This window comes from Streptomyces sp. B6B3, assembly GCF_039871525.1.
Lineage (GTDB): Bacteria > Actinomycetota > Actinomycetes > Streptomycetales > Streptomycetaceae > Streptomyces.
In genome coordinates this window covers 160,067-174,006 of record NZ_JBDPLU010000007.1, presented here as the reverse complement: position 1 = coordinate 174,006, position 13,940 = coordinate 160,067, and the positions used below count along the sequence as shown (strand labels likewise).

General features: G+C 74.8%; 11 protein-coding genes and 1 pseudogene. 6 read left to right on the top strand and 6 right to left on the bottom strand.

Annotated features, from left to right (window positions below):
* Positions 1–6: 6 nt before the first annotated feature.
* A complete protein-coding gene (locus tag ABGB06_RS17160) occupies positions 7–1,116 on the top strand; it encodes a small ribosomal subunit Rsm22 family protein (RefSeq protein WP_347590142.1) in 1,110 nt (369 codons plus the stop codon).
* Positions 1,117–1,394: 278 nt separating this feature from the next.
* Positions 1,395–2,144, top strand: coding sequence for a bifunctional DNA primase/polymerase (locus tag ABGB06_RS17155; protein WP_347590140.1), 750 nt, complete (start codon positions 1,395–1,397; stop codon positions 2,142–2,144).
* 995 nt (positions 2,145–3,139) lie between these two features.
* Here the strand turns inward: ABGB06_RS17155 and ABGB06_RS17150 are convergent.
* A complete protein-coding gene (locus tag ABGB06_RS17150) occupies positions 3,140–4,138 on the bottom strand; it encodes a hypothetical protein (protein ID WP_347590138.1) in 999 nt (332 codons plus the stop codon).
* 101 nt (positions 4,139–4,239) lie between these two features.
* On the opposite strand from ABGB06_RS17150, the pseudogene ABGB06_RS17145 reads away from it, so the two are divergent.
* Positions 4,240–4,959 (top strand): annotated as a pseudogene (locus tag ABGB06_RS17145) (CDP-alcohol phosphatidyltransferase family protein); the annotation flags it as partial.
* Here the strand turns inward: ABGB06_RS17145 and ABGB06_RS17140 are convergent.
* Entirely contained in the window at positions 4,905–5,426 is a 522-nt protein-coding gene (locus tag ABGB06_RS17140) for an adenylyltransferase/cytidyltransferase family protein (RefSeq protein WP_347590136.1), read from the bottom strand. The pseudogene ABGB06_RS17145 and the gene ABGB06_RS17140 sit on opposite strands and share 55 nt — an antisense overlap.
* 181 nt (positions 5,427–5,607) lie before the next feature.
* Between ABGB06_RS17140 and ABGB06_RS17135 the strand changes: the two genes are divergently transcribed.
* From ABGB06_RS17135 to ABGB06_RS17125, 3 genes are read left to right on the top strand one after another with little or no spacing between them, the layout of a single operon-like run.
* A complete protein-coding gene (locus tag ABGB06_RS17135; RefSeq protein WP_347590478.1) occupies positions 5,608–6,894 on the top strand; it encodes a glycosyltransferase family 4 protein in 1,287 nt (428 codons plus the stop codon).
* Positions 6,891–8,771 carry a lipopolysaccharide biosynthesis protein gene (locus ABGB06_RS17130; RefSeq protein ID WP_347590134.1) on the top strand — a complete coding sequence of 627 codons (1,881 nt, stop codon included), beginning with the start codon at positions 6,891–6,893 and terminating at the stop codon, positions 8,769–8,771. The genes ABGB06_RS17135 and ABGB06_RS17130 overlap by 4 nt, the downstream gene beginning before the upstream one ends.
* Positions 8,771–10,060, top strand: coding sequence for a hypothetical protein (locus tag ABGB06_RS17125; protein WP_347590132.1), 1,290 nt, complete (start codon positions 8,771–8,773; stop codon positions 10,058–10,060). The genes ABGB06_RS17130 and ABGB06_RS17125 overlap by 1 nt, the downstream gene beginning before the upstream one ends.
* A 54-nt stretch (positions 10,061–10,114) precedes the next feature.
* Here the strand turns inward: ABGB06_RS17125 and ABGB06_RS17120 are convergent, their stop codons facing one another.
* From ABGB06_RS17120 to ABGB06_RS17105, 4 genes are all read right to left on the bottom strand, one after another.
* Positions 10,115–10,519, bottom strand: coding sequence for a hypothetical protein (locus ABGB06_RS17120; protein ID WP_347590130.1), 405 nt, complete (start codon positions 10,517–10,519; stop codon positions 10,115–10,117).
* 73 nt (positions 10,520–10,592) lie between these two features.
* On the bottom strand, positions 10,593–11,540 hold the full coding sequence (locus ABGB06_RS17115; protein ID WP_347590128.1) for a M28 family metallopeptidase: 948 nt from the start codon (positions 11,538–11,540) through the stop codon (positions 10,593–10,595).
* Positions 11,541–11,697: 157 nt separating this feature from the next.
* Complete coding sequence (locus ABGB06_RS17110) at positions 11,698–13,158, bottom strand: O-antigen polymerase (protein WP_347590126.1); 1,461 nt, start codon at positions 13,156–13,158, stop codon at positions 11,698–11,700.
* A 55-nt stretch (positions 13,159–13,213) separates the two neighbouring features.
* Positions 13,214–13,801 (bottom strand): hypothetical protein, encoded by a 588-nt coding sequence (locus ABGB06_RS17105; RefSeq protein ID WP_347590124.1) that lies wholly within the window; start codon positions 13,799–13,801, stop codon positions 13,214–13,216.
* Positions 13,802–13,940 lie beyond the last annotated feature (139 nt).

The following is a 13,940-nucleotide window of genomic DNA, read 5'->3' as shown; positions in this document are numbered from 1 at the left end:
GGGCGGGTGACCAGCACCTCGCAGGCGGGCGGGGCGCGGCTGCGGGCCGCGCTCGAACCGCTGCTCGACGGGCTGCCGGCCCGGGACGCCGCCTCCGCGGTGGAGCGGTTGATGACCAGCTACCGGGGCCGCACGCCCACCCACACGCCCGTGCTGCGCGACCGCGCGGACGCCGTGGCGTACGCCGCCTACCGGATGCCCGCGACGTTCGCGGCGGTCGCCGACGCGTTCGGCCGGCTCGCCGCGCGCCGCCCGGGATGGGCGCCCGCCGACCACGTGGACGTCGGCGCCGGCACCGGCGCCGCCGCCTGGGCGGCGGCGGACGCCTGGTCCGCGCCGGCCGGGCGGCGCACGCTGCTGCTCGACTGGGCCGGGCCGGCCATCGAGCTGGGCCGGGAGCTGGCCGCCCGTTCCGCCGAACCCGCGCTGCGCGCCGCCGAGTGGCGCAGACAGGCCGTTGATCCGGCCTGCGAGCTGCCGGCGGCCGACCTGGTCAGCGCGTGCTACGTGCTGGGCGAACTGGACGAGCCCGCCCGCGCGGCGGTCGCCGACGCGGCGGCCCGGGCCGCGCGGCCCGGCGGCGCCGTGGTCCTGGTCGAGCCCGGCAGCCCGGACGGCTACCTGCGGATCCGCGCCGCCCGGGACCGGCTGATCGCCGCGGGGCTGCGCGTTCTCGCGCCGTGCCCGCACGGCGGTGTCTGCCCGATCGAGGTCGGCGCGGACTGGTGCCACTTCGCCAGCCGGGTCGAACGCTCCTCGCTGCACCGGCGGGTGAAGGGCGGCTCGTTGCCGTACGAGGACGAGAAGTTCAGCTACGTGGCGGCCGTCCGGCCGGAGGCGTCGGCACCGGAGGCCCCGGCGTCGGAGGCATCGGCGTCGGACGCATCGGAGGCTCCGGGGGAGCGGCCGGAGGCCCGGGTGGTGCGCCGGCCGCTGCCGCGCAAGGGCCAGGTGCTGCTCGACCTGTGCACGGCCGACGGCGAGCTGCGCCGGGAGACCGTGTCCCGCCGGCAGGGCCCGGCGTACCGGGCCGCCAGGAACGCGGGCTGGGGCGACGCGTGGCCGGCGCCCGGCCCGCCTCAGAGCCCGCCGGAGAGCCCGCCGGAGGCTCCGTGACGACCGCGCCGCCCGGCGGGCGGGGGCCGATCCGAGGCCCGTCGCGGCCCCTCGGGGCGGGGTGCGCTGTGGGTGTCAGTGAGCCCCGTGTGCTCCCCTGTGCTTCCGTGTGCCTGCGTGCTCCGATTACCCATCCGGGAGGCCCGCGGTGCAGGATGGGCGGAATCGACGGGCGGACCGGCCCACGCACGCCGCCGCGGCTGGCGCCGCGGCGCGGAATAATCGCGGCGCCGGCGCGCTTGGGTCGAGCGGGACGGAAGTGAGGCGGTAGTCGGCTGATGGAACGCGAGAGCAGAATTCCCCGCTGGTTGCGCCGAGGCGCCCGGAGCGAGGCGGCCGGTGCGGCCGCCGCGCGGGCCCGTGAGGAGCTGCTGCTCGCCGCCGCCGCCGCGGGGTTCCCGCTGGCCCCCGCCGCCTACCCGCAGGGGTATGCCTGCTCCTGCGACCGGATCGGCTGTCCCACGCCCGCCCGCCACCCCGTCTCCCTCGCCTGGCAGACCCAGGCCACCACCGACCCCGACCAGATCCTGCGCTGGCTGCGCGCCGAGCCGCTGGCGAACTTCGTCACCGCCACCGGGCGCGCGCACGACGTGCTCGACGTGCCGGCAGCGGCGGGCTACGCGGCCCTGGCGCGACTGGCCGCGGAGGGCACCGAGGCCGGCCCCGTCGCGGTCGCGGACCCGGACCGGGTGCTGTTCTTCACCACCACCCGGGGCACGCCGGACGACGAGGACGAGTGGTGGCCGTGCGAGCTGGACTGCCACCCGGAGACGATGGACGAGCATCCGGGACTGCGCTGGCACTGCCGCGGCAGCTACGTGCTGCTGCCGCCGTCGCGGCTGCTGGCCGGCGGCCTCACCGCGAGCGGCGACGGCGGCGTGCGCTGGCTGCGCGGCCCCGAGCATCCGCTGCCCGAGCCGCTGACCCTGCTGGAGGCGCTCACCGACGCCTGCGCCACGGTGGCCGCGGCCGAGGCGGCCCGCGAGGCCCGCGAGGCCGACGAGTACCACCACCACGCCTGGCGCTGACCGCTTCCCGCGGATCGCTTCCCGCGACCACCCGCACCGGCACGACGCGGCCCGCCGCCCGCGGCGCATCCGCTGCCCGAGCCGCTGACCCTGCTGGACGCCTGCGCCACGGTGGCCGCGGCCGAGGCGGCCCGCGAGGCCCGCGAGGCCGACGAGTACCACCACCACGCCTGGCGCTGACCGCTTCCCGCGGATCGCTCCCGCGACCACCCGCACCGGCACGACGCGGCCGCCGCCCGCGGCGACCCCGGGGCCTTCGGTCCCCTTGCCCCCGTGTCGCCGCCGGTCACACGAACCCGGACCTCCGGTATCCCACTGCCGAGGGGAGCGTCGGCCCTTCGGCCCGGTCGCCGATGCTCGTTGGTGGTCCTGGACGTGCCGGCTTCCCGCCACCTGTGGCGACCCCGTGTCCCCCGGCCTCCTGCCCGTGCGTCGGTCGCCGTCCGTCGGGTGGTCCCGAACGGTCGGACTCCCGCTGCCGGGGGCGAGCCCCGGACCTTCGACCTCCTGCTTCCCGGGTCGTGGCCGCCCGTCGGGTGGTCCCGGAGTGCGGTCTCCCGACCGCCGGCGTCGCCCTGAGCCGTCGGGTCCCCCGGACGGAGTCCGGGGGAGGCCGGGCGATGCCCCCATCGATCCACCGGGCAGGACCTGGTGGACCGCGGCTCCGCCGGCTCCGCGGCCACGGGGTCCGGCCCGCCTCCGGGTCGGCCCCCGCCCTCGGCGGATGTCCACGCCTGCGGCGGGGCCGCACCGTTCGGTGTCGGGCGTGGCCGTCGTGGGGGAGTGGACGCCCGGCCACCGGCCGGTTTCTCCGGGTCGCGCGGTCGTGCGACCGCGGCCGATCCGCCCCGGATGGGCCGTGCGCGCGGCGGGCGGACCGTTCGGCCCGGCCGTGGGTCGCGTGCGCGCCGGGGCGGAGCGGCGGCAGGTGGTCCGGCCGCGGACCGACGCCGGGGCGCGGTGCGGCGCCGTCGGGGGTGGCTGCCCGGGAAGGGCTATTCGCCCTGGGCGCTGATGACGCCGGCGCGGCGGCTGAGGATGTCGATCTGGCCGTCGCCCTCGGGGACGAGGGCCGCCTGCATGCCCATCCACTCGCGGGTCACCTGCGTCACCGCCTCGCCCTCCATCAGCGCCTCCACCAGCGGGTCGACCGTGGGCGTGTAGCCCTGGGCCACGGCCTGCCGGTCGAAGTGGTGCGTCGCGAAGATCACCAGTGCGCCGCCGTCCTCGGTGCGGACCGCCACCGGCGCGTTCTCCGGCTCGTCCGCGGCGTCGTCCTGGTAGTGCATCTCGTACTCGGGCGTGCTGTTCTCCTCCGCCCGGTTCGCGAGCACGTCGCTGGTGAACTGCCCGTCCGCGAACAGCGCCGCGACCTCCGCGTCCTCCTGGAGGTACCGCGCGTAGTTGCCGCTGAGCTCGCCCGGAGCCATGGCGAGGCCCTCGCCCGCGTCCTCGCCCGACGCCTCGACGGAGTCGCCGATCGGGATGTCGGCCAGGAACCCGTCCTCGTCCTCGGCGAACTCCGGGACGTCGTTCGCCGGCAGCACCGCCAGGTACGTCGCGTACCACTTCTCGTCGATGCTGTTGCGGGAGAAGACCTGCAGCAGGTGGCTGTCGCTGCCCTCGGCCGCGCTGTCCGCCAGGAAGAACTTCGGCCAGCCCGCCTGCTGCGGGATGTGGAGCGTGGTGTCGGAGAGCTCCAGCGGCTGGTAGTCCGGGTTGCCGTCCGGGTTGACCGTCTGCTGTGCCCGCAGCACCGCGTTGTCGATCGCGCCCATCGGCCCGCGTTCGACGCGCTCGCTGAGCGCCGGGTCGAACGAGCTGTAGGCGTCGTTGTAGACCTCCACCCAGCGGTCCAGCGCCTCCTGCGCCTCCTGCTTGGTGGTGGCCGGGACGACGGCGGTCTCCCCGTGCACCGTGATGCAGCCCGTCAGGGACGCCACCATGGCTGTCAGGGCACCCGCCAGCCCCGCCACCCGTGCTCGCACCCGCATCGTGGGCCCTCCCCTTGGGTCTCGCGTGTCATGTCGCGTTGTGTCTCGTCCTTTGGCCCACGCATCGTATCCGTGCCACCGGAGGAGTCGTGCATGGGATGATGCCAGGCATGGTGGGGACGATGAGCTACGGGGCGGCGCTCGACCGGCTGCGGTCGGCACAGAAGTCCGCCAAGGGCGTGTCCTTGTACTCCCGGTACGTCAACCGCCCCCTGGGCCGGCGCCTCGCCGCCGCCGCCTACCGGGCCGGCCTCACCCCGAACCAGGTCACCGTGCTCAGCGCCGTCTGCTCGGGCGCCGGGCTGGCCGCGGTCGCGCTGGCTCCGCCGTCCTGGACGCTCGGCGTCGCGGTCTACGCGGCGCTGGTGCTCGGCTTCGCGCTGGACTCCGCCGACGGCCAACTGGCACGGCTGCGCGGCACGTCGAGTCCGGTGGGGGAGTGGCTCGACCATGTGGTGGACTGCGCGAAGATCACCGCGCTGCACACCGTCGTGCTGATCTCCTTCTACCGGCACTTCGACCTGCCGGACCCGGCCTGGCTGTTGGTGCCGCCGCTGTTCCAGCTCGTCGCCGTGCTGGTCTTCTTCGGCGGCCTGCTCACCGACAAGCTGCGGCCGGCGCGCCCCGCGCATCTCCCGGCGCCGCGCCCCTCCACGCTGCGCGCCGTGGCGCTGCTGCCGATCGACTACGGCGTGCTGTGCGTGGTGTTCGTGCTGCTGGGGCACGAGACGGCGTTCCGCTACGGATACGCCGCGCTGTGCGCGGTCTACGTGCTGGGCTGCGCCGCGTTCCTGGCGAAGTGGTTCCGCGAACTGTCCGCCGCCGCGCCGCCGGTGGCCGCCGCGGTGCCCGCGCCGGCGGCGGGACCTGACAGCGCGTCCAACGCGGCGCGCAGCTGAGTGCTGGACGTGTGCACGGTGTAGGGGAAGTAGACCACCTCGACCCCCACCGTGGAGAAGTCCCGTTCCAGCTTGTCGCCCTTGGGGGTGCCGCGCCAGTCGTCGCCCTTGAACAGCACGTCGAAGCGCACCTGTTGCCAGGTGTCCAGCTTCTCCGGCACGGTCTCCACGAAGGCGGCGTCGACATAGCGGATGCTGCGGACGATTTCCAGCCGTTCCACCAGCGGTATCACCGGAGTTCGGCCCTTGGCGAGCGCGGCCATCTCGTCCGAAACCACCCCCGCCACCAGGTAGTCGCAGCGACTGCGGGCGTGTCGGAGGATGTTGAGATGGCCGACGTGGAAGAGGTCGTAGACCCCCGGCGCGTAACCCACGGTGTGCCGCGACATGCGCATGACCCCCACAGATTCCCCACATGGCTGCTGATTCCGCCGAGCATAGTCTCAACGTCCACCGTGCGTGGTCCGAATGACGACATCGCGTCATGCTGAACATATAAGCTGACTACTCACCGCTGTGGGTATGGTCACCCAGGGGGAGGGAGCTCGCGTGAATCGTGAACGGCTGCTGCTGGTGTCCACCAACTACGCCCCGGAGCAGGCCGGTATCGGTCCGTACGCGACGCAGCTCGCCGAGCACTGGGCCGCGACCCGCGACGCCGAGGTGCACGTGCTGGCCGGCCTGCCGCACTATCCGGCCTGGCGGCTGGCGCCCGAGTACCGCGGTGTCTGGCGGACCACGGAGACCCGCGGCGGCGTGCGCGTGCACCGCCGCCGGCACACGGTTCCGCCGCGCCAGTCCGCGGCCAGGCGCGCCCTGTACGAGGCGTCCATCCTCGCCGGCGGCCTGTTCGCGCCGCCGCGCACGGGCCGCCTCGACGCGGTGGTCGCGCAGGTGCCGAGCCTGGCCGGCGGCGTGCTCGCCGCTCGGCTGGCGCGCCGGCACGGGGTGCCCTTCGTGCCCGTCGTGCAGGACCTGATGGGCGCCGCGGCCGAGCAGAGCGGCATCAGCGGCGGAGGGCGGGCGGCCCGGGCCGCGGCGGCCGTGGAGGGCCGGATGCTGCGCGGCGCGACGCTCGTCGGCGTCATCCACGAGACCTTCCGCGAGCGGGTGCGCGCCCTGGGCGTGCGCCCCGAGCGAATACGACTGGTTCCCAACTGGTCCCATATCGCCGAGCCGACGACGCCGCCCGCCCAGACCCGGGCCCGGCTCGGCTGGGGCGACCGCACGGTGCTGCTGCACGCCGGCAACATGGGCCTGAAACAGGGCCTGGAGGTGCTGGTGGACACCGCACGCGCCGAACCCCGACTGCACGTGGTGCTGATGGGCGACGGCAGCCAGCGGCCGCGCCTGGAGGGACTGGCCGCCGGGCTGGCGAACGTGGAGTTCCTGCCGCCGGCCGCCGCCGAGGACTTCCCCGACGTGCTGGCCGCCGCCGACGTGCTGGCCGTGACCCAGCGGGCCACCGTGCTCGACATGAGCGTCCCCTCCAAGCTCACCTCCTACTTCGCCGCCGGCCGACCGGTGCTCGGCTCGGTCGCCGAACACGGCGGCACCGCCGACGAGTTGCGCCGTTCGGGCGCCGGCCGGCTGGTTCCGCCCGAGGACCCCGCCGCGTTGGCCGCGGCCGCCCGCGCGCTCGCCGCGGATCCGGCGGCCGCCGACGAGCTGGGCGCCGCGGGCCTCGGCTACGCGAGGGACCAGCTGTCCAGCGCGGCGGGACTCGCCCGGATGACGGCGTTGCTTGACGAGGCGTTGGGTAGGCAGAGCCACACGGTCCACGACGCGGCATCGGCCACCGGCGAGGCGCGCGACACGACGGGTACCGGTGGCACGAAGGGCGGAAGCAGCGCATGAGGGAGATGGCGGGGGTCCGGGACGACGGGCGCTCGGGGGCGAGCGCGTACGACGAGCCCGACCTGCTGCGCGACCAGTTCCGGCAGCTGCTGCGCTACCGCCTGCTGATCGTCTGCGGCATCCTGCTCGGCTTGGCCGGCGGCGGCTATCTCGGGCTGACCGCCGAGGACACCTACATCGCCACCACCGAGATCACCGTCCGGATGCCCACCGCCGACCCGTTCGCCGGCGAGCCGGTGGACCAGGTCGCGATGGGCTCGGAACGGCGCACCGCCTCCAGCGACACCGTGGCCGAGCGCGCCGCGCGGCTGCTCGGGGTGCCGGGCGACGCCCAGGAGCTCACCCGCGGCCTGTCCGTCACCAACCCGCCCAACACCGAGGTGCTGCGCTTCGCCTACTCCGCCGGCGACGCGGAGGCCGCCGCCGAGCGCGCCAACGCGTTCGCCGAGGCGTACCTCGCGAACCGGCAGTCCGACGCCGACGAGTCCATCGCCCATTCGGTGGCGTCCCTGGAGGACCAGCGGGAACCGCTGCTGGACCGCAGGGACGACATCCAGGCCGAACTCGACGCGACGTTCGAGGGCACCGCCGCCTACGAGAGCGCGCTCGCCGACCTGTCGTCGGTGACCGGCCAGATCTCCGAGATCAACGCCAGCATCTCCAGCCTGCAGGCGCTGGACACCACCGGCGGCCGGGTCATCACCGAGGCCACGCCGCCGGGCGACCCGGCCGGCCTCGGGCTGCCGCTGCTGCTCGGCCTCGGCTACGTGCTCGGCATCGGCATCGGTCTGCTCGCCGCCTGGGTGCGGCTGGTGTTCGACCCCACGGTGCGCTCGCCCGGCGACGTCACCCGCGCGCTGCGCGCGCCGGTGCTCGGCGTGCTGCCGCGCACCGGGCGCGGCCATCCGGACCAGCTGCTCGCCGAGGGCCGCCTGGCCGAGGAGTACCGCTCGGTCGCGTTCCGGCTGGCCTACGACGAGTGGTTCGCGCAGCGCCGCCGGCTGCTGGTGATCGCCCCGCGGGGCAGCATAGAGACGCCGTTGGCCGCCTCGGTCAACCTCACCGCCGCGTTCGCCGAGATGGGCCTGGACGCCCTGCTCGTCGAGGCGGACCTGCGCACGCCCAAGCTGATCGAGCAGCTGCGGCACGCCGACGGCGTGCGCCCCGGCTGGGCCGCCACCCCGGACGAGCAGACGGCCGGCGGCTGGCCGGCGGGGCTCCGCGTCCCGATAGACGCGGGGGAGTCCGGGATCTTCGACCTGGTGCCGGGCCTGCGGGTGCGGAACGTGCCGCGCGCGCTCACCTCGCCGGCGGCCACCCATCTGATCAGCCACGCCGACACCAAGGGCGCGGTGGTCGTGGTGCTCGCCCCGGCCGTGCTGTCCTACGCCGACGCGATCGCGCTCATCGACCGGGTGGACGGGGTACTGGTGGTTTGCGACCCCGGACAGGTGCGCAGGGACGATCTGGCGCGGGTGCGCGAGCTGGTGGTGGGCGCCGGCGGGATGCTGCTGGGCGCCGTGCTGCACTCCTGGGGCACCGGCAGCGACGACGTGCGGGACGGCGCGCAGCAGGGCACCGCGACGTCCGAGGCGGCGCAGCCCGCGCCCAAGGGCGCGGCCCAGGGCAGCCGCGCGCCGGCGGAGTCCGCCGCGCTGCTCGCGGCGCGCGCCCGGGCGGAGCGCGCCGCCGAACTGGACCGCAAACCGGAGCGGAAGCCGGATCGCAAGCCCGAGCGGAAGCCGGACCGTAAGCCCGAGCGGAAGCCGGACCGCAAGTCCGACCGCAAGCCGGACCGCGAGGACGTCAACTCCGAGACACTCGGCCTGCGCATCCTCGACCCGACCGAACTGGAAGACCGCACCAACAGGCCGTGATGCGCAAGCGCAGCAGAGGAACCCATCGCCGCGGCCGCCTCGCCGAACTGGGCGGCCTGCGCGGCGCCGTCGCCGTGTCCGCCGCCGACCAGGGCGTCGCCGCGCTGACCAACATCGTCGTCGTGGTGGTCACGGCGCGCCAGTCCACGGCCGCGGACTTCGCGGACTTCGCGGTCGTCTACACGGTCTTCGCGCTGCTGCTCGGCGCGTTCACCGCCTATCTCGGCCAGTCCCTGGTGCTCCGCCAGGGCACGGACGCCGAACTGCGCCGGGACTGCCGGAGCTCCGTGACGGTCACCCTGGCCGGCTCCGCCTCGGTGGGCGTGCTGCTGCTCCTGTTGGCGCCGCTGGCACCGGAGTTCGGGGCGCTGGGCCTGGTGCTGCCGATCCTGCTCACCCAGGACGGCATGCGCTACGCCTTCTCGCTGCTGCGCCGTCCCGGCCTCGCGCTGACCGCCGACGTGCTGCGGCTGGTGGTGGCGGTGCCGGTGCTCGCCGTCCAGCCGGACGGGGCCGGCGCCGCGCGGATGGTGGTGGCCTGGGGCCTGTCGGCGTTCCCGGCGCTGCTGCTGGGCGGCGCGCTGCTGGTCTGGGTCACCCGCGGCGCGGGTCTGCCCTTCGCCGAGGCCCGCGCGCTGGTGGCCGACCGGCGGCATCTCGGGCGGCGCTTCGTCGTCGAGTTCGGGGTCGGCAACGCCGGGTCACAGGCCGCCATCGTCGGCCTCGGCCTGCTCGCCAACCCGCTGGCGGTCGGCGCGCTGCGCGGCGCCAGCACGCTCTTCGGGCCGCTGAACGTGCTCTTCAACGCGGCCACCGGCTTCGGACCGCCGCAGCTCAACCGGCTGCCGGGCGGGGCCGCCAAGGCCCGCGCCGCCTTCGCGGCCGGCGGCGCGTTGGCCGCGTTGGCCGCCTGCTGGGCGCTGGTGCTGGCGCTGCTGCCGGACGTCGCGGGCCGGCAACTGCTCGGCGACACCTGGCGGTCCGCCTCCGAACTGCTGCCGGCCACCGGCAGCCAGTACGCCGCGATGGCCCTGGGCACCTGCGGGCTGCTGGCGTTGCGGGTGCTCAACCCGCGCGCCACCCTCGGCATCCAGCTGGTGTTCTCCGCGCTGACCGTGGTCTGCCTGCTGGTCGGCTACGCGCTCGGCGGCATCCTCGGCGCGGCCTGGGGCCTGTGCCTCGGCTCGGTCGCGAAGGCCACCGCCAGCTGGGCGCGGGCCGCGCTGGAGGTGCGCGTCACCTACGCCCGCCCGGGTCCCGACGCCGGCCCCGAGGGCGTCGCCGGCTGATCCGGGACCGCCCGCACCCGCCGAACGGCCCCCTGGCGGCCCTCCTGACTGCCCTTACTGGCAGAGGTTCTTGAACGACGTCGCCCCCGGCCGGACGCGGAACGCCACCTCGTGGCCCGCGTCGTCGGTGAAGACGGCCCTGGTGTCGGACACCACGGTCATCCAGCCCTGCTGGACCGGGTTGTCCCAGCCCGCCGGCGGGCTCCCCGCACCGTCGGAGAGCGGGGTCACCGCCTCGTAGTACGTCGAGCCGACGCGAGCCTCGTCGATCCCGCAGTGCGTGTACAGCTGGAACGGGACCGCCTGGGGGGTACCGCCCAGGACCTCGGGGTCTGCGAGCGGGTCGGCGGACTTCGGGGCGCGGTCGGCGGCGGCCGGTTCGTCGGTCCCGGCGCAGCCGGCGAGCGCGCCGGCGGCCAGCGCCAACGCCACGGCGGCGCGGGTCAGGGTTCTGGTCATGCCGCTTGGATGCCGGCGACCGGCCGCCGGTTCCGCCCGCCGAGGCGTACCACGCCGTCGTTCAGCCGGTGTCTCAGCCGGCGCTCAGCTCCCAGACCGCGTGGGCGAGGGCGTCGGCGTTCCGGTCCAGGGCCGTCTCGTTGACGTTGTCGAGCCCGTCGCAGGCGCGGTGGTAGCACGGGTCGAAGCGTTCGCCCGCGGTGCCGTCCCACTTGGCGGCCTGTTCGTCCGTCATCACGTAGCCGGCGCCGGTGAACAGCCCGCCGACCGGGACCCCGGCGGCCGCGAAACGGGCGTGGTCGGAGCGGCCCGACGCCTCCAGCGCGGGTTCGGTCTCGATGCCCCTGGCCGTGAACCAGTCGGTGAACACGGCCTCGATCGCCGGATCGTCGTTGTAGACGAAGTAGCCCGCGTTCGGGGAGGCGATCATGTCGAAGTTGAGGTAGCCGGTGATGCCGGCCAGCTCCTGGTCCGACAGCTGCGCGACATAGTGGCCCGAGCCGAGCATGCCGAGCTCCTCCGCGCCCCACCAGCCGAAGCGCAGCCGCTCCTGCGGCTGGTAGTCCGCCTCGGCCACGGCGAGGGCCACCTCGAGCACCGCCGCCGAGCCCGAGCCGTTGTCGTTGATGCCGGCCCCGGCGCTCACCGAGTCCAGGTGCGCGCCGGCCATCAGTACCTCGTCGGTGGCCGCGTGCGGCCACTCGGCGATGAGGTTGTAGCCGGTGGCGCCGCCCTGGGTGAACTCCTGCCGGGTGGTCTCGTAGCCGGCCGCGTCGAGCACCTGCTGCAGGTAGTCCACGGAGGCCACGTAGCCGGGCTGGCCGTGGGCGCGGTTGCCGCCGTTGGCGTCGGCGATGGCCTGCAGCTCCGCGAGATGCGCCTGCACGTCGGCGACGGCTATGTCCGGGGCCGCCGCCGGTTCGGCGGCGGTTCGGGCCTGGGCGGAGGCCGTCCCCGACAGGACGGCGGCCAGGGTGCCGCAGAGGACCAGGGGCAGCAGGCGGCGCGGTGAGCGGTTCATCCCGACTCCGATGCTCGACGACGTGTGGGGCGCGCGAGTTCGATGGTCACGCGTTCGAGTGAGCGTGACGCGAACATGAGCATCGGGCGGCGGGCCGTCTCCGGTCAAGGGTGCGCGCCGGCCCCGGCCGCACGGGCGGGCCGCGGCACGGGCGCGGTCAGGTCAGCCGGGACCCGGAGTCCTGGCGGAACGTGGTGACCAGCGCCAGGCAGATCAGCGCGATGCCGATCCGCCCCGACGCCTGGAGCAGCGAGCCGCGCAGCAGGATGAAGCTGTAACCGGCGAGCACCGGCGCCACCACCGCCAGCACGTTGCCGGGCGAGGGATCGTCCACGGTGCGCTGCACGTACCGCCGGTCCGTGCGCGCCGCCAGGTACCCCACGACCAGGAAACCGGCCAGCATGCCCGCCGAGCCGAAGTCCAGCCACAGCTCGGCCCACAGCGGCGAGGAGAGGTTGGGGCTGTCGGTGCCCATCCAGCCGCCGACCACGAAGCCGGTGTCCTCGGGCTTGGCCTCCCACATCGAGCGTGGCACGAAGAACAGGACGGCGCCGGTGAGTTGCTCGCCGTAGGAGTGGCCGTTGCCGTCGGCGACATAGGTGATGGTGTTGGCGAACATGTTGACCTGGTCGTAGTCCTTGACCACCAGGGGTTCCAGCAGCGAGCCGGTCTCCATCGGCCGCTGCCCCTGCTCGTCGTAGCGGAAGCGGTCGGAGAACGGGAACACCAGCAGCGCGATCACCACGCCGAGCGCCAGCGCCGCCCGGTACATCACCGGGCTGCGCGGGAAGACGGTGAACAGCAGCGCGAAGAGCACCGTGAGGAACCAGTACCGCGGGTTGGAGATCGGGTTGTTGACGATCGCGTTGAGCACCAGCAGCCCGACCCAGGGCAGCACCACCGAGGGGCGCTGCCTGGCGTGTCGCGAGGTCACCAGCCAACGGGTCAGGAACAGCAGCGCGAGCAGCGCGGGCACCGTGCCGAAGCCGCGCAGCAGCGCGTTGCTCGCCTCGCCCGTCTCGGCGCCGGTCGCGTCGCTGAGGCTGTCGCTGATGCCCTCGCGGCTGGTGAAGAAGACGTCGGGGCCGCCCACCCGGAGGATGAACGCGGTGCTCGCCACGTAGGCGAACGCGACCAGCACGTACAGCCGCCACCGGTGCACGCTGGCCGCCGGGCGCCGGCGGCTGCGCAACGAGGGCCGGTGCCGGGCCAGCAGCGCGCCCACGTCGAAGGCGACCATCCCGGACAGCACCAGCACGGTGGCCAGCAGGGTGTCGGAACGCGGCCCGAGCACCGGCGTCGGATCGCGGCCGAGAACGCTCTGCGCCAACGGCGCGATGCCCATGGCCAGATAGCAGAACAGCCAGAACGCGCCCTGCACCAGCCGCCGCCGTCCTGACAGCACCATCGCGCACAGCCGCACCCCGGCGTAGCAGGCCACGGCCAACTGCAGCCAGAACGCGGTGTCCCTGGTCCCCTCACCCGGCTGCGCCGCGACGAAGAGCGGCAGGCCGCCGACGATCAGGCCGATCAGCGGCACGGAAAGAGGCAGCGACAGCAACGGGCGCGTCGGCGGCGTCCGCCGCGCCGACTCCCGCCCCACCAGGTCAACCGTCATGGGGTCCAGTCTGGTGCACCCCGGCGCCCCGTGTGCCGGATCCGGTCAGCGGCCGTCAGTCCGTCGTCCGACGGTCGTCGAGGTGGCCGCCGAGCAGGCCGATGGCGTCGTCCACCGGGCCGAGTTCCTCGCTTCCGTCGGTGAGCAGCGAGCGCCCGTCGTAATCGAAGAGGTAGTGGAACATGTCCGCGGCCTGGTCGTCGATGCTGGCCGCCGGCAACTGGTCGAAGTCCACCCGGGCCAGCGCCTCGGCGAGTTCCGTCAGTTCGGCTTCGGTCAGGGCGGCCGCGGGGCGCGGGTCGTCGCCGTCGTGCACCCGCACGTCGCCGTCCGGGTCGACCTCGATGCCCTCGTTCACGCCCGCGAAGCCGCCGCTGATGGACAGCGCCACGGGCCCGGACAGCCGGGCCGGCTCGTCCGCGTCCGGCTCGTCCCCGGTGGTCTGGTCCCCGTCGGTCTGGTCTCCGGTGGTCTGGTCCCCGCCGGTCTCGTTTCCGCCGTTCTCGTCCCGGCCGGTCTGGTCCCCACTCGTCTGCTCGGGTGCGGGCTCCGGATCCGCCGACTCCCTGCCGCACCCGGCCAGCGCCAGGCCCAGCAGCGCCACACCCGCCGCGACCCTGCCGACCGCCGATCCCACCCGCATCGCCGCCTCCTCGCCCCTCGCCAACCCTGGTTGGTCACTTGGACGCGGCCGAGCCGTCATCGGTGCCCGCGTCGGTGCCCGGATCCGAGCGGAACGCCCCGGGCGGGCGCCCGACTCCCGCTAGGGTGGGGCCAGTTGG